The organism is uncultured Pseudoteredinibacter sp. (assembly GCF_947500695.1).
GTDB lineage: Bacteria > Pseudomonadota > Gammaproteobacteria > Pseudomonadales > Cellvibrionaceae > Pseudoteredinibacter.
The window spans coordinates 295,890-313,441 of the sequence record NZ_CANMSS010000004.1 but is presented as its reverse complement, the minus strand read 5'-3'; the positions used below and the strand labels follow the sequence as shown (position 1 = coordinate 313,441).

Genomic DNA, 17,552 nt, shown 5'->3' with positions numbered 1-17,552 from the left:
AAATTATTTTCAACGAGAGGTCGTGTTTGGACTAGAAGTACTTTTTAAGGGTAAGGGCTGCAACTCTCACTGCCCAGCCTTGCAGCACAGCAAATGGCAACACGATATAAATCGGATTGATGCTTTCAGGGCAGCTGATGTAAATCACGCAAGCCATGGTGAAGGCGGGCCCAATACTTCGCCGTGCCAGGTTAAATACATTACTGCTTTCTCGCCCACCACCCCACCGCCGGAGATTGCGTTCAACCAAGCCATCAATAAGGCCAACAAAACTCAACACCAAAAACGGCGGCAGCGAAAAAACCAGCACGACCAATCGGATCAGGAAAGATTGAGAAACATATTGCGTTGCCTCCCAATAGGGCTGCGCTTTTTGAAAAAGGGCTTTCAGTCGATCATGCTGTTTATCCAATTTGTATTCCCATTTTTTATTTAGTCTTGGCCAGACCTCACTATGCCGATCGACGTTTAGTTCGATCCATTGCTTCAGCTTTTGCTTGTAGTCATTGATGGACTGTTTTATAGAGCTTCGATTATTGAGCAAATGGTGACTTAAGTAGGCTTCATCTGCCTCAAGTACGGACAAGGCGTGATTGCTACCCTCCTCTGGCCACCAAAACACCATACCTATCCACTCAATCAAAATGGACAGCAAGAGCGCTGTTAACAACCAAACCAACGTCCGAGTCATACCCGAGAATGCTAGGCTAAACAGCCCAGCGGATTGGCGCTTTGACGGGGGGTATTCGGGCTTGGGCATCAGCGGCCGTGATAGCTCGGCCAATCCGTGACAGAAGTGTAACTCTGACGCATATGATCCAACATGCTTTCAAGCTGATTGGGTAACGCTTCATCATCCGCTTTCGATGGCATAGGAATACGGATCTTCCAAAGCTCACTACCTTTGAGTAAGACAAAGGCCTGGCCTTTGGGTAGAGCCACAATATCGGCTGGGGATATCATGGGCACTCGGCTAACGCTGATACGGTCTTGGTTGTTGGACGTAAAACTGATGGCTGGGTTATCGTCTGTACCACTGTCAGTTACACCCGAAACAGCCATAATTTCGCTAATGCTGACCTCTGGAAGCTGCTTGGTGAACATCTCACAGGTGGCCACCTCCTTAACCCCCATGATCAGCATTGTCCCGATATTGCCTGCCAACTGCCCCGCTTTGGCCTCACTGCCTAATTCAGCAATGGGGTCACTCCAGGTCTGGGTGTAGAGGTTCAACTGATACCCCGCACCACCGCTCTTGTTGATCAAGGTTTTAAACTGAGGGCCAATCAGGTCGGAGAACTCGTCACCATGGATGATAATGTCGGGGTTTTCCAAGGGGCTGCCGGTCGATTGCGCCTGTGGTTCAGGGTTGGGAGGGTAAATCCCGTGTTTATAGATATGGCCGGCCAGGCTTGTAAGATCGCTGAACATGGAAGCCCCTACCGCGCTGGCCACTTCAGGATCCGTCAGAGCGTCCAGCCCGACATAGACCACCGCCTGATTCCGTATGGCCTGAGCCCACTCCAGAACAGGCCTGTTGTCACGGGCATCATTGATATTCGGGGCCAGTACATCCGCAATAGCCCCGGTCGTGAGCTTTTCGAGGAACGGCTTTACCGCTACCGTGATTTTCTGAAAATACTCACGGTCATAGCGAAAGGCTGAAATCAGCCCCTCCAGCACCTGGTCAACGTCACCAAGTTCCCTCAAATAGCGAACCATGATGACCGCCTCAAAGTCCTTCCCCTGCTCTCCTCGACTCAGGTGTTTGGGCTGGGTTTCTTCAAGGAGGATTTCCAGCTGATCTTGCCAGTCTTCTGGGCCGTTCTCAGCCAGCCAATAGCGACCATATTCAACAATAAGGGTATCGATATCACTGATATGACGTCGGATTTTCCTGAAATCCGGCCTTTCTCCCAGGGCAACCAAGGCCACTGCAATGACATTGATAAATTGCCAGGCAAACTCCTTAAACGCGCTGGCATCCCCTTCAGAGGGCAGCTGATTGGCAATACGGGTTGCAACCTCGGTTATTCGAGAGAATGAGCCTATCGCGTTGTACCTTGCACTCTTCTCGGGAAACCCCAAATGGAAGATGATCAAGAGGCGCCCAGCCCGCTGTGTTTCAACATAGATGCGCTTCAGGTAATCCGCGTCCCCTTTCGGATCCAGAACAATGACACAGTTGCCTTTGCGATGGATATCTTGGGTGGTTAGCAGCTCTGCCAATCGGGTTTTTCCATGGCGGGTACGGGCAACCACCACCATATGCCCCACTCGTTCACTGAGAGGCATCATGGCATTGGTTTCCGCCCTGATCCCAACCCCGTGGATGACAGGGTCGCCTCCGGTGGCCAACGGAGGTGAAAATGGATTCAGGACGGAATCTTGGGTGATCCAGCGCATGAAAGCCCCCCTGAAAGGGTGATGCTCCCACTCAAGCGCTTTGCGCTGGATCCATTGTTTAAGGATTGGTGGTTTCAGATACTTCTCGGCCCGCTTATCCCGAGCCGCATACAAACGCTCGGTATGGGTCTGGGTCCACTGGAACCCTTTTCCAAGAAATAGAAATCGCTGACTAATTGGTACCTGACTAGCATTCAAACTGTATCTCGGCGTGGCTCTTAAGCACCTTTGATATTGGCCGATCTGCCAAGCTTGCTTGGCGCGCCACAGTGCCATGGCGAAAAGTACTATTGCCCCCGCCCAAGCCACTGATGGTGTCATCAAAAACAGGCTGGGAGACACCGCTAGGAGGCCCGCCGCACTCAAACAGCAGCAGGCCGACACCCACTCAATCGATGGCCTCAGTAGCACCTCCACCTCATAACGACCCGTCACTGCTCCCACCCCTGGTTTGAAATGAGGACTGGGTAATGGCGGATGCCTAGCTGCTGGGCGAAGAACTCTCCAGACACCGGTGCCAAGCGAATGCCATCCGCCAGTTGAGTCAATGTCTTGAGTTCCTCAAGTGTCTTTACCTCAACCACATAGCCCACGGCATTGATCGCTTTAAGATCGGCGAGACGGTCAACCAGCCACTGTTTAGAAAATGTATCGGCGCCTATCAAAAAGAATGGCTGATTCAGATACGGTAGCTTCTTATCAACCGCCTCCAACCCACCTGGGCTCATACTCGGAGTATCGATAGGCAGTTTAAACGGCAACGGCAAAGCCTTCTGGTTGCTCGGTTTTGGCTTTTTGATGGATTTGGGGAGATACAGATCGATGGGCTTCGTATTGCCCGAATCGTAGATGACGATCAGCTTGTTGGAACTGGCAGAGACATCGATTAATGACAGCGCAGTCAAACTACTCACAACTAAAAGGCTCAGTAGTTTTAATCTCATTAAAACCTCCCAGCCCAAATACGTTTTACCCGCTCACGATAGGCTTCAGCACTTGCCAAGGATTCAGCATCTTGGCCCGGGTCATGATAGCGACCCGTAGCAACCCACCAATCTTGGCTGTGTTCATATTGTTCTTTGAGTACCTCAGCGCCGGCTTGTAAGTTACGCATTGGAATGAGCGCTTCCTGAAATGACTCAAAGCGATGCTGTTGCCAACGCCAACTGATTTGCATTAATCCAATGTCTAACTGCTGTTCCCGCTGAATCGCGGTTTCGATAGCTTTCAACGCTTCTTTCTCTGTCTGACAGTAAACAGGCAAGCCGTGAATGTTGAGCGCCCACGGCCAAGGCAAGGACTTATTGTCGAAGGGGCGGCCGCTTTCAGCCAGTGCAATTGAAAAGAGTAAATCAGCGGGTACTTGATGAGATTCCGCGACAGCCAAATAAGCGTACGGAATAGACTCAACTGAAGGTTCAATATCACCCAGACTCATTACGCCAGACAGAACACTGATCGCAACAGCACTCACAACTTCATCTCCATATTCACGTCGTAGTACCGCCCTTCTCGTAACAGGTACATGGGATGTGCTAGTCGAAAGCGATTTCCGGATTGGCGGCGAAGTCTAGTTAAAAGGCCTTCATCGCGATTCAAGCTCAGGAGGCCAGACTCAAGCCAGGCACCCGGTAGAGAGTTGTTCTTAGACCACGTAACCACATCACTATCGCTACTAGCCTCGAGAATAAAAGCCCGAACGGTAACCCCTTTAATGTTTTGGGCTATCTGTATAAGGCGACTCAGGTTCGAATGACAGCTCGTACATTGCTTCGAAAAGAACACGAAGACCTGGTCGCCCGTTATCAATTTAGAGGATAGGTTCTGAATGGATTTATAGCTTTGTTTACGTAGCGCTCTATTTTCGCGAAAAGGCACGAGCCCTTCTGAATCAATTACAGGTTGATTGGGATACAGGCGGTTAAAGGCTTGTCGATACGCTGACTGAAACTGCAATGTTCGCTGCGTCAGTTTAAACTCCTGCTGTGCATACAGTTCAGCAAAGCGCTGGCGTTCAGCGGGACTGTCAGCAAACATTCCCAAAGCCAGTATAGGATCGATATTAAGGTTCCATTTTCCTAGTGGGCCTTTCAGCAACTCGGTGTATCGTTGATATTCAGAAGGCTCTATATTCCAGCGTTTGGCGTTGAGACTGATCGCCTTCGAGACCTCTACCTCACTCGTGATTGCTTCGGAAAGAGCTTGCTCTTGTCCTGACGCGCTAGCCTTAAAAGAAACAATTGAACAACAGGAGCAAATCAGAATAATCAAGAGCCTCATTTTTCGACCCTCGCTTCAATCCATCGTTGATAATGGGCTAGAACAATTTTCTTGGCTTGATTACGATCTGGGGAGGCTCCCATATCAAGTGGGCCAATGGTTAAAGTGGAACCTACTCTGAGTTGATTCATATTGCCACCGATAAAAGATGGCGTATTCGCTTTAAACACTTGAACCATGGCTTGTTCGATGGATAAACCATTGAGTGGAATCTTGCCCAGAACCCCGCCCAGGGTCTCCCCTTTCTTAATAGGACCATAGCCGAATACAGTTGCCTCTCGGGAAAGCAGGTTTTTGTAAGCCCCAAGCTGTTTTTTGCTTTCCCATGCTTTCTTGGCTCTCTCAATATCCTTTTCGTTAAGATAATCTTGATATCGTTTCTTAAGGAAAAAGACGACCTCGCGAGTTACCGGGTTAACTCGGTACTGAAATGCCTGACCAATGAGTGCCTGCAGCACCTTATCCAAGCTTGAGTAGCGTCGGTTATTGAAGTTCTCAGGAACATTCAAAGAAAACAATACGTATTGCTCTGGGTGCTGTTCAAAATCCAGATCGACTAAATAACCTTTGAGATTAAGCGCAAAGACCAACGCTTGTATTACGGAGTGCTGGTCAGTTGGCAGACGCAAATCAACGTTACCATCCGCACAAATCAGCTTGCCTTTCGCGCAAGCACTTTCCTTTGGCCTGAACCCTTCGTTTAGTGTTCGGCTACCGCCGGCAACAACCACTGAACTAAGAAAAACCAAACCTAAAAATAAAAATCTCCACATTGTCGTTACACTGTCCTTGATGAATTGGACAGACATAGTAATCCCCGACCCGAGAGCTATAAGGTGTATTCGTTACATCTGTTCTGGAAAATAAAAAGAACCCCAGCTAGTGAGCTAGGGTTAAAGGGTGTTCCCAAACTAAGCGCTCTGGGGGATGAGCTCCAGCTGGGAAAGGGATTGTGATAATCGAAGTACGATCAGTGTTTCCCAACGTATGCGGGAGATACCAATCATAGAGTGTTCGGACAATTGCGGTTGCAACGCGGTGAACAGGCTTCGAAGTGTATGGCTGTCGGACAAAGTGCCTTCGGCCTCGATCGACAGCTTACGCTGACGCAATGTGATGCGGAGTTTTCCATCATCGCTAAAACGGGTTTTAGCGAGTCGAGAAAGGATAGCCCTCACCAGAGGTTTGTTGATTTCTGGTTTAAGCTCTACCGCACCACGTATTTCTAGATATTCCATAGTCGACCTCCCAGCCGGTGGAGGGAGAGCAACTCCTTAGGGAAAGTTACTTTCCCGTAGGGTGAAGATGCCGAAATACGTATCTGTGTTAGAAACGAACAGTTCGGATCATATGGAGACAGCTAGGTGCTGTTAAACCACTATTGAGTCTGCAATAGCGACAGTTGAAATCTATCGACCTAAATATACTGCAGTAATTTGCTCCCTTTCGTGGCCGAGCTCTTGAGATATGGCGTATCTTGCAACTTGGTCATCGATCTTTTCTTGCTCAGTGAGTTCTTTGCTGGTTTTACCTCCACAGGTAGGTGGTTTGCGCCCGGTGAGTTCCTCATATCGAATTTGGGCATACCGGTGGCGCAGACCATGCAGTTTGGAAAGTCCTACTTTTTGGGTTTCACGCTCATAGAGCCGCATTTGCTGAACGTACATAAGCTGCGGCGGAATAAGGGAGCCCTTTTCGGCTATCAAATGTGCTTTTTTAAGAACTTCCCGTTGCTCATCAGTACGAATGGGAATCTCACGTGCCTTACCGCCCTTACACCATGTTGACTTGAGTCTGATAAAGGTCTTTTGATCTGCGTAGGAAGGGATAAATTTAATCGCCTCCTCTCGCCGGAGGCCAAAGGCTCGTTGAAGCTGGAGGCTTATTTTTAAGTTGGGGTCTTGGATTTTCGACAGTTTTTCTAAATCTAAGTCTTTGGATTTAGAGGTGTTGGTGACAAAAACACGTGACTCGATACCATAGTGGGCATTGTCTTTAGCCACAACGTTGGACTTACCAACTTTCGAAGCCCACCATCTCAGAGCTGACATCCTGTTTTTAACGGTTCCTGGTGATAAGTCCTGTTTGGAATAGCTGTCAACCAACGCCTCTACATGCTTTGGTTTCAGTGAAGTGACATTCATTCGACGATACCCAAGAACAGCCAATTGATCGGCGATTGATTGTAAAATCTTACTCCTGTTCAACTGAGTTGAAACACTGCCATCTCTATTCTGGGTGCATAAGCCTTTCAGCTGATAATTTAGAGTTTTCATGTCCCGTCCCTTTTGTACGAAACAGAAATCTAATAACTAAAACCATAAAGTTAAAGCCAAAAAATTACACCAAAACAATAAACTTTCCCGAATCGGTTGACACTTCGCATGATAGCTTCAAACCCTACCCTTCTCCCGAAGGGAAAAGAGAAACTACGTAAGGAATTGAATTTCGATGAGCGTCTCCTGTTGATCTTAGCCACCACCTCTCGCCTCTTTAAGGCTAGAAAATAGACCGCACATAGTCATCACTCATACCCACAGTTTCTTACCAACAGGTGACAAGCTAGGATCGAGCATAAATCTTTCTAACATATTCAAATACTTACAACCACCCACCCATTATATAAAAGCACTTCGGGTGCATTAACATTTTAAACATTAGCTTCTTCAAGAGCCTGCCAAAAATCAGCAATTTGTGAGCTGTTCCTGAGAGTCCCTAACTTCTACTGCCTAGCACCCAGTGTTTACAGTGCACATCTAATAGTAAAAAATACTAATCAAGTTTTAGCCTAAACACATTCCAAGTCAATATAGGCTCTATGAGTTGCATTACAAGATAGATCCACAACAATTAAGAGTCAAAGAGACACCCACTAATTTCACAACAAGCTTCTCCGTAACGTAACCTACAATGCGGAATAAGAACAAATCTATAGCCGCAGCAACATGCAAAAGCCTTTAAAATTCGTGCGCAAGTGATGTTACTGACCCAAGCCTTATGTGGGCTCTTAGAATATTACACTATCGTTGTAGTAATCTATTATACAGATTCCCCCAAAGACACCCGCAAAATCGAATTCACTAACATCGATATTAGTCACAACGTGTAAAATACTAACACCTTATTCGCAGTTTTTAGTCGAGCTTTTTGGTCATTCACCCTGTCCACAGGTGAAAAAGAACCTAATTCAGATTCAGCCTGGCCGGTGATACCACCTGCACTTACGCTTCAAAACTGAAGCTTGCATAGATCTGTATCTTCCAAGTCTTCCTGGGCTTGTTATAATTCTAACGTGACAAGGATAGCAGGAAATCATCAGTCAAATTAAACAAAAAGTCTGTTGGATCTTCCCCTTCCTCCTTCATATGCAGCATTTTGCATACAGCCTCATCATCCAAGGCCAAGATCAACTTTCCGTGCTCTCGCATAGCACCTTGCATCATTGTGATTGAATTTTTATCTGCTCCGAGACGAGTAAAAATGATTGCAACCTTTCTTAATCCTCGTTCTAGAAGGTATTTCTCCGTCGTAATCACCTGGCCTTGCTTAATTTTTTCTGAATAGTTTTTAAATTCAAAAACAACGTAACGGCTATTTAAGTGATCTATAAGGAAGCGCCAATATTCTGTATTTGGACGAACCCTACAAACAAAATCGTATCTATTCCCCCCATCTGTACTTTTTTGTTTATGCCAACCTTGGAGGTCATTTGGAAACAGGTATTTGAGAACTCTTTCACAGATGCGTTCGTAATCAGGCCAAGTTTTTTCCCTCTTTTTAATGCTTTAAGCTCCTTGCAAAGATCTGTTCCCATCGTATCAACTTGAGGACTCGAAGCCGCAGATAATTTGAATTTAGCATCATATAGATTACTTTTATTAGCCCTTTTCCCTTCAATATATTCCGGCCCAAGCTCTAACAGTGCATCTAGTTCATCAATTAGCTGAGGATTGGCAGCTGCTAAGTTTCTTAGGTCTATTTGATCTACAAAAGCAATATTAAATTTATCCTCAAGGGAAAGTCATATATCGTCAGGAAGGAAGCTAGATACAACCAGCATACCCCGATCAGCTTGACTACCAATTCCGTTATTTATTACTCGCGCTGCAGCGGACTCAATTAGAGATGGTTTAACCCTTGCTGTTCTATAATACTTAACTTCTATAGCCCAGCTTTCACCACTCAGTTTGCCCAAGAAATCAAACCCCCTATCACCTTCTTTATCATCAGGGGATATGTGAAAATTATTCGCTTCAAGAATCCGCCTCACTAAACCCTCAAACAACTCCCGCGTTAAAATAGCTTCTTCCATTTTGACTCTCAACTTACTTGAAATTTACAACGTCTCATTTTTGGCTGATTTGGTTGCAGCGGAAAAAACACAGAAAACCAGTGCGCACCTCAGCAACAGTCTTTGTTCTAATGTTACCTCGTTGTCGCACCATATCGCTCAGAGACAACTGAAGGTCGACATTCAAAATCAACCCTAACTTGCTCTCTTGCTGAACTCTTCATGCCATGCAATAACATTGGTCAGCACCTCATCCAGTTGATCCGGATCTGGAACCTCTACGGGCAGCTCTTCAGATTGGCTATGCTCGAAGCAGGAAAATTCACCCATCAGCCCTTCAATGAACGTACAGTCATCAGGGGTTATTTTGGCCAGCTTATGAAATTTTCCCTGTGTAGTCACCGATCTACGGTGTCGCGCAACCACATCGGCGAGAAAGTCCGTTTCAATGATCCTTTCAAGTAATATTCTAAAGTCACTGCAAATAGCCTTTGCCAAGGGGTAATAGCTATCATAACCGTCTCGATCCAAGACTTTTCTGGCCGCACTGAGCTTGGCATTTTTCAGGTTTTTAACTGCATTAATTGGTTTTTTAGCAAAGAGTGGCAGATCCCCATGTTCACCGCATCCCCAGGGCTCACGTCGAATATGTCGATAATCTGCATTGCCTTTTTCAATCAGCTGACCCAATAAACTGAGTCGATGTGTAAAGACAATAACCTGTCTTTCAGCGCTTAAGTTGACTAAACGCTTCGCCGTATGTTCTTCATAAGTTTGATCTAACGATGAAATAGGGTCATCAAAAATAAAGGGCGCTGAATTTGGCTTACTTGTCACATCCGCCAGAAAGGCTGCCAGTGACACAATCCGTTGTTCACCTTCGCTTAACACCTGAGCGGCCTTACTATGACTATGCTGTGGATTGAGCCCATGTAATTGAATTCGGTGCTGGACACTCCCGAGATCCATTCTGGTCTTCACCAGCTCCACACTCACTCTAGAAGCCCCCAGAAGCCTTAGCTCCTTATTAAACCGGTTAACAAATGCTTCGGTTACAATTGTTTTAGACACGCGACCAGCCTGATTCGAAACCGCCGTTGTATTTACGGATTTGAGCCATCCTTCGATGGCATGTTTTTTCTGTAACTCCGCGATTTCATCCCGAATGGCCTGAATGTAGCCACTCGCCCACAGCTTCGACTTCAGCTCTCTGATCTGAGTGGCTAGGGTAACCTTATCAAAGGCTTCAGCGTCTTTATTATGCTGGTCAACCTCTAAATTTAAGCCTTCGACTAACGACAGAAGCGTTTTAAAAGTGTCTGGTGGAAGATCGTAATACAAACGCTCTTCACGGGCCCGGTTCTTCTCGCTGTTAACGACCTTTTCGATTTCCTCCCAAACAGCTTGGAAAACCGGCAGCCATTCGGTTTCGTTCAGCTGGGCCGCCTGAAGTGCTGTCATCAATGCTGGTTTTTCCGGCTTTTCCGGTAACCTGCCCAACGCTTGCTGATACGCCGTTTCGGCAGCGGTCGCCGACGACTCCAGTTCACCGGTAACATAGCTTTCGAATGTAACCAGACGATGTTTTGCCGCGTCATCCAAGTCCTGCTCACAAAGCACACACTTTGCGCCAGGCTCTACAGCAGGATAGACAGCCTCAACATAGGCATGTTGTTGGGAATATCTGCGCGCAGCTTCCCACATCGCTTTCCATACTGGATTGCCAAAGCCCTCAAAACTGGTCTCCTTTTCAATGGCTTCAGCGGCCTGTTTAGCAGTCTCACGTTTCTGTAGCGCATCCTGCTCTAGCTGTTCAAAAACGTTGACTGCGGTCATCGATACGAGTCCGGCAGCAGACGTCACTTGCTTAATCAGGTTTTCAAGCTGAGTTTTCCGGTTTTGCTTTTTGCTCGCTAGGTCCTGTGGCGCAGCAGATAAACGCTCCTCCAGTTGCATCAACGTTCGGGCATCGTCATCAGAAAAATGGAAATACTCTTCAACCTTTGTAATGTCGGTATCGTGTCGTAAGCGATGAAACATCGCTTTAAGGTAAGGTGTATCGCCAAACTCTGGAGGCTTAGCAGGGAGTTTTGTACTAAGTGCAGCTTGCTCAGTCTTTAACTTTTGTTGTAACCTTTTGAAAATACTAACCAACTGCTTAAACAGCGCCACCTCATTGGGAACATAGCTGATCTCCTGTTCCTTATCGATGTAGAAAAACCCGGTTTGGCTATCGAAAACATCAACCGGTAACAAATCTTCTATTGGGTGTCCATTAGCTGGCCAAACAAAGGTTTTCTCCTCACCATTGACCGAGGCAACAGCGGTACACTGCCTATTCTGTGGTGCCGCTTTAAAAACATTAGGTTGCAGATCTACGGCATTTGGCTTGCCACATAGCTTCTTCAGAATCCGCGTGTAACCTGATTTCCCAGAACCATTGTTACCATATACAACGGACAACCCAGGTGAAAAAGGAAGTGGGTGCCGGGGCGCCAATGCATCAATGCCTTCAATATCTCCAATGGACACCAGTCGAAGGTCGCCCGTCTCAGGGGCAACTCCTTCAAATACACCTGACAGGTCTATCTTTTCTTCTTTCGATTGCCCATCTTCCGTTTTTAATAGTGCCAGTAACTCATCGATTAGAGTATCGCTCACCTCTTCTTGTGTATACAATTTAGTCGCCGCAAGTTGAATCCAATAAGGCTGGTTGCTTACCCACTCCTTTAATTCTGCATTCACATCATTCATACTAATTTCAATCCATTTAAATAGTTCGGGTATTAAAATACACTTTTTAAGGCAAGTCCTTGCTAAAACTCTTTAATCTTAGCTGTTAGGTCAAATAAAACCTAAAAAGTGGGAAACAGGACCGATTACAATCATACCAATTTCTTCAACACTCAATCCGTGGTATTCCACTCAATCAGATCTTGCGTTGTTGTGACAGAAATCCCCGTCACATTGTAACTTTTGCTCCGTTCCTGACCGGCCAGTTTCCTGATGAACGCTACAGCTTTCGCCAGCTTTACACGGATTGAGGTGAATCTAAGTACCGCCATTAGTACCTCCACTAGTTACATAAAAATCCTTGATCAGCTAATGCAGCCGTTGCCCCCTACATCTACACCCGATAAGGATTCCGTAGCCAAACATAAAACCCACTTCGGTGTAGCTCGAATACACCGCATATGTTATTTGTTGGAATATCCACACTAATTATCACGAGTGAAGGTGTACTTTACTCGCGCTGCTTGCAAAGTACTTTGCGGTCTTCTTTAAAATGTTACGCCCCTCGATGATGCGTATCAGCTCGACTTTAAGACGGCGATCTCAGTTTGGTCATCAACTGAATTGATCTGCTGAGGGCTGCTATGTGTATAGTTTTCCCTTGCTCATATGACCTTCTTCTTGAATTGCATTTTACTCTTTTGAATGCCTAGCAAAGCCAGGGAAGTTCAGAGGCCTGACCAAGTTTTATGCATTAAAAATTCTAAATTGGTCAGTGTTTATGCCAGTCTAGAGCTTTAGGGCAATAGAGTGATGAAATCAGATTTCATCCAAGGGCATGGGACACCACTCCCATTTGGCAATTTGCCGTAAACCTTAGCGTGTCTTGTTGGGGCTAAGATTTATTGAGGGTTTGAATGTCGATAGTTCTCCTTTCTGTTGGTGGTTGCCTTGTTTTCACTGTTGTAAAACTCAGCTGGGAAGGCCCTGTTTAGGGCAGTTTTGCTATTGAGGGTGCAATAGCCACACATGAAAGTTTTGCTTGGAGGTATCTTAGAGGGAGAATGAATTCGTTCCCCTCGTAATCCTTGCATCACTTCGGGAAAATAGGGGCTAGGCCTTATGGGGATTGGGATTGAATACCGCGTCACTACATGTTTGTAGTGACGCGGTTTTGCTGGAATCGTTGCTACTTGAATCGTTGTGGTCATGTCCTTTTAACCTTTTTCATGGCTTTGAACGTGTTCGTTTAAAGCGTTGTGCATCCTACTTTTCAGCTAAGTCTCTTGATGTCTATGACGGCTCGTTTGAATCTAAAGCATCCTTGTTGGCCATCATAATAGGAACGAGTAAATCATCTGGGGTTATTTTTAGCGCCATGCATAAGCGGATGATGGATTCAATTGATGGCAGCTTTCTTCCAGCTTCAAGATCTTGCAGGAAGCGCAAACTCAGCCCAGCCTTACGGCTTAGCCCCTCCTGGGTCTCAGATTGGCTTTTTCTTTGATCGCTTAAGAGATTAGCAAAATCTGATTTTATCTTATCTTTCAAATCGTTACGCTCCATAGAGCGCAATTTTCACCTAATAGTTGCACGCTCACTACGATCTATAGTGCGTATTTTAATAATATAAGGTATCATCTTAATGGAAAGCAAGGATAAAAGCAGGAGACTGACATGCTCGTACTCTCAAGAAAAATCGGCGAAACCCTAAAAATCGGCGATAACGTGGCCGTAACCATCGCTGCGATCAAAGGAAACCAGGTAAAAGTAGCCATCAATGCCCCGAGAGACATTGAGGTTCACCGGGAAGAGATTTACCAACGCATACAACATGAACGCCAAACGTCGACACACAAAAACCCAACCGTTCTAAAACGTTGATGTTTGTGCGCGGACAAATCACCAGTAACCATACTTGGGTGGGTGGGCTTCGCTGCGGCTAGCTGGCGTAACATTCTTTTGGTTCTGAGCGTGTAGAACTTTGGAGAACGATATGGACATAAAGTCATCGGGTGACGGGGAACCTTTCTGCCCCCTGCCTTTGCACCCGTTTTTTGAGCAATCCAGTCAGCCTGCGAGCCTGACTGACTGCCTAGATGCCGTCAACAAGGCCAATTCTGTCATTGAAATGGTTAATAGCTTGGAGATCGGAGATGAGAATGGCGGGCTTTCTGAACAAGCCATGTTTGGCTACTACTGGGTGAATGCACTCATACAAAGCGCCTTAACCTATGTGAGTGCACGCCTCAACGAACTGCATCTGGAACTGGATCAACAAACCAAAAACCAATCGCTGATATCCGGTTTAATCCAGGCCATCGAAACCCTTGAGCCTCCCCATCAAGAAGAATTATTGAGCCAAGCCGCGCTACAGGCAGGAATGGATATTACTGCGTTTCTAGAGACGCTAAAAGACATTGCCATTAAGTAGAAACCTGCACACAGGTAAAAGAGGACACCTAAACATCGAGCCAATACAATGACAATGTGTAAACGTTCCTCTTTGTATGACGCAAGCATAGTTAAAAAACGATGAATCAACGTTTCGGCACCGGTTTCAGACAACGACAATGCGGCTGCACAACTGTTCCGGCAAGAGCCCCATTTCCTTGCCCCCATATCTTTTAGTCTTGAACAGCGAAGTTATGATTACGCTACGGCACATCGTTGACCGTGGGCAAGTGAGTCAAATCTGTTCCCAATAGGCGCTATCAACAAAACATACAGTCTCACACTTCAATCGTACGATTTAGCTGATTTGTTTTTTTTCGCTCATTAGGGCATCGATATTACCTAATAGAATTTCACTGGCCTCTTCCACGCGTTTCATTTGCGCAATGATACTTTCGCGGACCTCTTTGTCATGCCGCCAGTTTAATTCCCGAAAACTCACCGCGGTCCTCAAGGATTGATGCAGGTCTCGATGTGGGGATTCCAATTTGCCATAGGCCGCCAAGCCTGAATAATGCTGAAAACCTTCCCCACTGCTGTACCATTGACCTAACTCACAACCGCTATGATCAACACTCAGCTCTTCGATTTCCTTAGCACGATCTTTGGTATCGTCCATGGCCAGGTATCCGTTTTGCTTCAGTATGACATGATCGATTTTCATAAGTGCGCCAAAGGTTAAATCCCTTGCGCTGAGTACATAGTTACTGGTTTTCTCCGCAGAATCTGAGAATCCGACAAACTGGTTCTTGAAGGTTTCCACTTGTTTGCTCATTTCAGCTGCGGCCACACTGGAGCTTTCGGCCTTTTCAATCATTTCCTGCACCCGGTGACTGAAGCCACCGATGATAGTCGACACACTGGATGCCGATTCTTTTGTTCGGTTTGATAGACCTTTGACTTCTTCGGCGACCACCGCAAAGCCTCGCCCCTGTTCTCCAGCTCGCGCCGCTTCAATAGCAGCATTGAGTGCCAGCAAACTGGTCTGGTCGGCAATTTCAGCAATGATTGATAAGGATTCAGAAACGTTTTTGCTGTCTTCGCCCAGCTCAGCAACCACCGCCGCCACGTCCTGAATACTGCTATTGATTTCTCCCAGTCGCGCGGACATCGCGTTGACCTCTCGGTGACTCTCTTTTGCGGCCTTACCGTTTTCGAAAGCGATTTTCTCAACCGATCGGACCTCATGATTAATCCGGTTCAGGTCGACCTGACTAACCTTTAAGTTCTTAATTAGGTTGGTGGTGTTTAAATTGTGCAACTCCGAATGGAGTTCATTGGCGGCCAATAGATCCATCCCATCTTTCATCCGATCGATGCTGGTATTGATGGACACCAGAGAACGTCCCAACTGCCCGGGCAGGCCACGATACAAGGCCGTTCTTTCATAGGACCCTTTGGAGACATGAGCAAAGCAACTGTTGACCTCTTTGAAATAGGATTCGATATAATCCAGAAAATCATTCAGTTCCCAAGCCACCATACCCAGCTCCCCCATACCAACAGTGTCCACAATGCGCTTATTAAATCCCCCTTTATTGGCGGATCGAATTGTGCAAAACACCTGATCCATGGTGTAAAACGCCTTGTTAACGATCTGATTACCTAAAAAAGCGAAGATAAAAACCATCATAGGAGCCAGGCATAACCAAGCGTTAGGAGTCACAAAGAGATAGAACAAAGCATTATTCAAAAGAATAACCACGCTTGCTCCCCAGAGCATCACTTGCGCCTTGGTTTTTAAAAAGGGAATTCGGGCGCTGACTCGACGCTCGTCGGTATTTTCTATATGTGCGGCAATACTCATTGTGCTTACTCCCTGTTAGCGTCCAGCTCTACCATAAAACGGTTGTAGGAAACGGCCTCTTTTTCCAAATGCTGATCAACCAACCGCCAAGAGCGATCGGGGGCCGACTTCTTATCGCCTTGCTTCTCTTCTTCACGCATTTTCTGGTAAAGGCTTTCGACCAGTTGTACGGCCTGCCTCCCGGGTTTACGTCTTACGGAATAGTAGCCTCTGAGATTGCCTGACTCATCAAAGTCGGGAGTCACATTGGCAAACACCCAGTAGAAGGATCCGTCTTTGCAAAGGTTTTTGACGTAGCCAAAAAATTCTTTGTTGTCCTTTAAGTCTGCCCACATTTTTCGGAAGACACCTCGCGGCATGTCCTTATGACGGATAACATTGTGCTGTATGCCAATCAGTTCTTTTTCAACAAAGCCAGAGATACGCATAAACGTGCGATTGATGTAGGTAATTTTTCCCGTCACATCGGTCTTACTGACAATGAGGTCGTCATCAGCCAGCTCTATTTCTTTATTGATTGCGGTGATTTTCGGGCGCTTACCTTGTGCTATGACCATGGATCCCTCCTGAGCGTTAAAGCTAATTTGTCAAACTTACTTAGCTGTCTCTCACGACTATCGACAGGTCAAATAAATTCTTGAACACTACATGGCAAGCAAAACAATAAGGCGCGCCAACTTTACGCTGAACGGGAATCTGGATTTCTTTTCCTTGTTTAAACTGTCACCTAAGTTCTCAATAGCCAGCTTTTTTGACGACTCACGCTTCAGGATTACAGCACTTTTTATTCCTCATGAAATAATAAAACCTCAAGGCCTCATTTGGTTTATTTTTCCTGACGGCAACAAAGCTTTATAAAGGTGTTGTCTTTCGTAGCCGCAAAACAACCACAGCGAAAGATGATTACCCTGACAAAAACTGAAAACAACCTAATCTCGATCAAGAAAATCGCACGCAACCCCTTTTGGGTTTTGCTTCTACCGCTTCACCCACCTACAGTGTCGAAACACTTACATACAAGGCCACAACACAAGGGCCATTCACACAGCAATGTCCGTATAACGTCACTCAAGGATGATGGGCACATAACCCAAGAGGCGCACCGAAATGGTAAACCGCGACAAAGGACTGTGGGCTGAACTCGATAGGCTCGGTGAAGCCGAGGTGAAAAAACGTCTAAGTCTAGGGATTTTTAATATACAGGATGCTCAGATCGTCGAAGAATGGCTCTCTAAAACCTCAAACGAGGGAAGTAGAACTTACAGCGTCACTGTACGCCCACGCCTAGACCGAAGAAAAATCAAAAGTTGCTAACACTCCCTCCCTTAGGGTGTGTCGCGCCGGGCCTCCTCACTCCCTGGATTATTGAACCTCTTTACCGGTTTGAACGGTCACACAGACAAAACCACCCGCTCAAGATATTGCCAGAAAAGTACACGAATCTTTGCTCATTCTAGCCGCATTCACACAGCATTAAGTCAAAAGCACTAGAATGATATTGACTCGAATACATTGCCTGCCAGGCTTCGTTGAAGATTGTGTTGTACCTCCCTTCTTTGTGCCCCCTATGCATAAAGACCT

General features: G+C 46.3%; 16 protein-coding genes. 2 read left to right on the top strand and 14 right to left on the bottom strand.

The genetic code is table 11. The features are described from left to right. Positions 1-31 precede the first annotated feature (31 nt). The 12 genes from Q1A08_RS10125 to Q1A08_RS10070 form a co-directional block, all read right to left on the bottom strand. Entirely contained in the window at positions 32-760 is a 729-nt protein-coding gene (locus Q1A08_RS10125) for a TIGR03747 family integrating conjugative element membrane protein (RefSeq protein ID WP_299772435.1), read from the bottom strand. Next, on the bottom strand, positions 760-2,790 hold the full coding sequence (traD, locus tag Q1A08_RS10120; protein ID WP_299772610.1) for a type IV conjugative transfer system coupling protein TraD: 2,031 nt from the start codon (positions 2,788-2,790) through the stop codon (positions 760-762). Before traD ends, Q1A08_RS10125 begins: the two co-directional genes overlap by 1 nt. Before the next feature lie 47 nt (positions 2,791-2,837). Then, a complete protein-coding gene (locus tag Q1A08_RS10115; protein ID WP_299772433.1) occupies positions 2,838-3,350 on the bottom strand; it encodes an integrating conjugative element protein in 513 nt (170 codons plus the stop codon). Further along, entirely contained in the window at positions 3,350-3,880 is a 531-nt protein-coding gene (locus tag Q1A08_RS10110) for a transglycosylase SLT domain-containing protein (protein WP_299772431.1), read from the bottom strand. The genes Q1A08_RS10115 and Q1A08_RS10110 overlap by 1 nt, the downstream gene beginning before the upstream one ends. Continuing rightward, positions 3,877-4,686, bottom strand: a complete 810-nt coding sequence (locus tag Q1A08_RS10105) for a TIGR03759 family integrating conjugative element protein (RefSeq protein WP_299772429.1) — start codon at positions 4,684-4,686, stop codon at positions 3,877-3,879. Before Q1A08_RS10105 ends, Q1A08_RS10110 begins: the two co-directional genes overlap by 4 nt. Continuing rightward, a complete protein-coding gene (locus Q1A08_RS10100) occupies positions 4,683-5,495 on the bottom strand; it encodes a hypothetical protein (protein ID WP_299772428.1) in 813 nt (270 codons plus the stop codon). The genes Q1A08_RS10105 and Q1A08_RS10100 overlap by 4 nt, the downstream gene beginning before the upstream one ends. Positions 5,496-5,597: 102 nt before the next feature. Beyond that, positions 5,598-5,924, bottom strand: coding sequence for a hypothetical protein (locus Q1A08_RS10095; RefSeq protein ID WP_299772426.1), 327 nt, complete (start codon positions 5,922-5,924; stop codon positions 5,598-5,600). A 171-nt stretch (positions 5,925-6,095) separates the two neighbouring features. Continuing rightward, complete coding sequence (locus Q1A08_RS10090) at positions 6,096-6,962, bottom strand: phage integrase N-terminal domain-containing protein (protein WP_299772424.1); 867 nt, start codon at positions 6,960-6,962, stop codon at positions 6,096-6,098. Between the two features lie 1,011 nt (positions 6,963-7,973). After that, positions 7,974-8,114 carry a hypothetical protein gene (locus tag Q1A08_RS10085; protein ID WP_299772422.1) on the bottom strand — a complete coding sequence of 47 codons (141 nt, stop codon included), beginning with the start codon at positions 8,112-8,114 and terminating at the stop codon, positions 7,974-7,976. A gap of 593 nt (positions 8,115-8,707) precedes the next feature. Next, on the bottom strand, positions 8,708-8,998 hold the full coding sequence (locus tag Q1A08_RS10080; RefSeq protein WP_299772420.1) for a restriction endonuclease: 291 nt from the start codon (positions 8,996-8,998) through the stop codon (positions 8,708-8,710). Positions 8,999-9,172: 174 nt separating this feature from the next. After that, positions 9,173-11,731, bottom strand: a complete 2,559-nt coding sequence (locus Q1A08_RS10075) for an AAA family ATPase (protein WP_299772418.1) — start codon at positions 11,729-11,731, stop codon at positions 9,173-9,175. A gap of 1,272 nt (positions 11,732-13,003) precedes the next feature. Continuing rightward, positions 13,004-13,261 (bottom strand): helix-turn-helix domain-containing protein, encoded by a 258-nt coding sequence (locus tag Q1A08_RS10070; RefSeq protein WP_299772417.1) that lies wholly within the window; start codon positions 13,259-13,261, stop codon positions 13,004-13,006. Between the two features lie 126 nt (positions 13,262-13,387). Here Q1A08_RS10070 and csrA point away from each other — a divergent pair, with 126 nt between their 5' ends. Together csrA and Q1A08_RS10060 are read left to right on the top strand one after the other, a co-directional pair. After that, positions 13,388-13,594 (top strand): carbon storage regulator CsrA, encoded by a 207-nt coding sequence (csrA, locus tag Q1A08_RS10065; RefSeq protein WP_299772415.1) that lies wholly within the window; start codon positions 13,388-13,390, stop codon positions 13,592-13,594. 112 nt (positions 13,595-13,706) lie between these two features. Beyond that, positions 13,707-14,144 carry a hypothetical protein gene (locus Q1A08_RS10060; RefSeq protein WP_299772413.1) on the top strand — a complete coding sequence of 146 codons (438 nt, stop codon included), beginning with the start codon at positions 13,707-13,709 and terminating at the stop codon, positions 14,142-14,144. A 318-nt stretch (positions 14,145-14,462) separates the two neighbouring features. Here Q1A08_RS10060 and Q1A08_RS10055 read toward each other — a convergent pair whose 3' ends face one another. Beyond that, entirely contained in the window at positions 14,463-15,971 is a 1,509-nt protein-coding gene (locus tag Q1A08_RS10055) for a methyl-accepting chemotaxis protein (RefSeq protein WP_299772411.1), read from the bottom strand. A gap of 5 nt (positions 15,972-15,976) precedes the next feature. Next, positions 15,977-16,528: a PAS domain-containing protein gene (locus Q1A08_RS10050; RefSeq protein ID WP_299772409.1), complete on the bottom strand. Its 552-nt coding sequence runs from the start codon at positions 16,526-16,528 to the stop codon at positions 15,977-15,979. Between the last annotated feature and the right edge of the window lie 1,024 nt (positions 16,529-17,552).